We start from the raw sequence: 232 nt of genomic DNA on the forward strand, positions 1-232 counted from the left end.
GCTAATCAGACGCGGGCCGATCCTCCGGCAGCAAGCCTTTCCCCAAAAGGGCGTATCCGGTATTAGCTCAAGTTTCCCTGAGTTATTCCGAACCAGAGGGCACGTTCCCACGCGTTACTCACCCGTCCGCCGCTGACACCCCGAAGGATGCCCGCTCGACTTGCATGTGTTAAGCCTGCCGCCAGCGTTCGCTCTGAGCCAGGATCAAACTCTCACGTTGAAGAGATTGATC

The 232-nt window shown here is 57.8% G+C and carries 1 rRNA gene; it reads right to left on the reverse strand.

What is annotated here, in order from left to right:
- Nucleotides 1-220, reverse strand: a 16S ribosomal RNA gene (locus tag MKL20_RS01790); the annotation flags it as partial.
- Nucleotides 221-232 lie beyond the last annotated feature (12 nt).

It is taken from the genome of Methylobacterium sp. E-066, assembly GCF_022829635.1.
Taxonomy (GTDB): domain Bacteria; phylum Pseudomonadota; class Alphaproteobacteria; order Rhizobiales; family Beijerinckiaceae; genus Methylobacterium.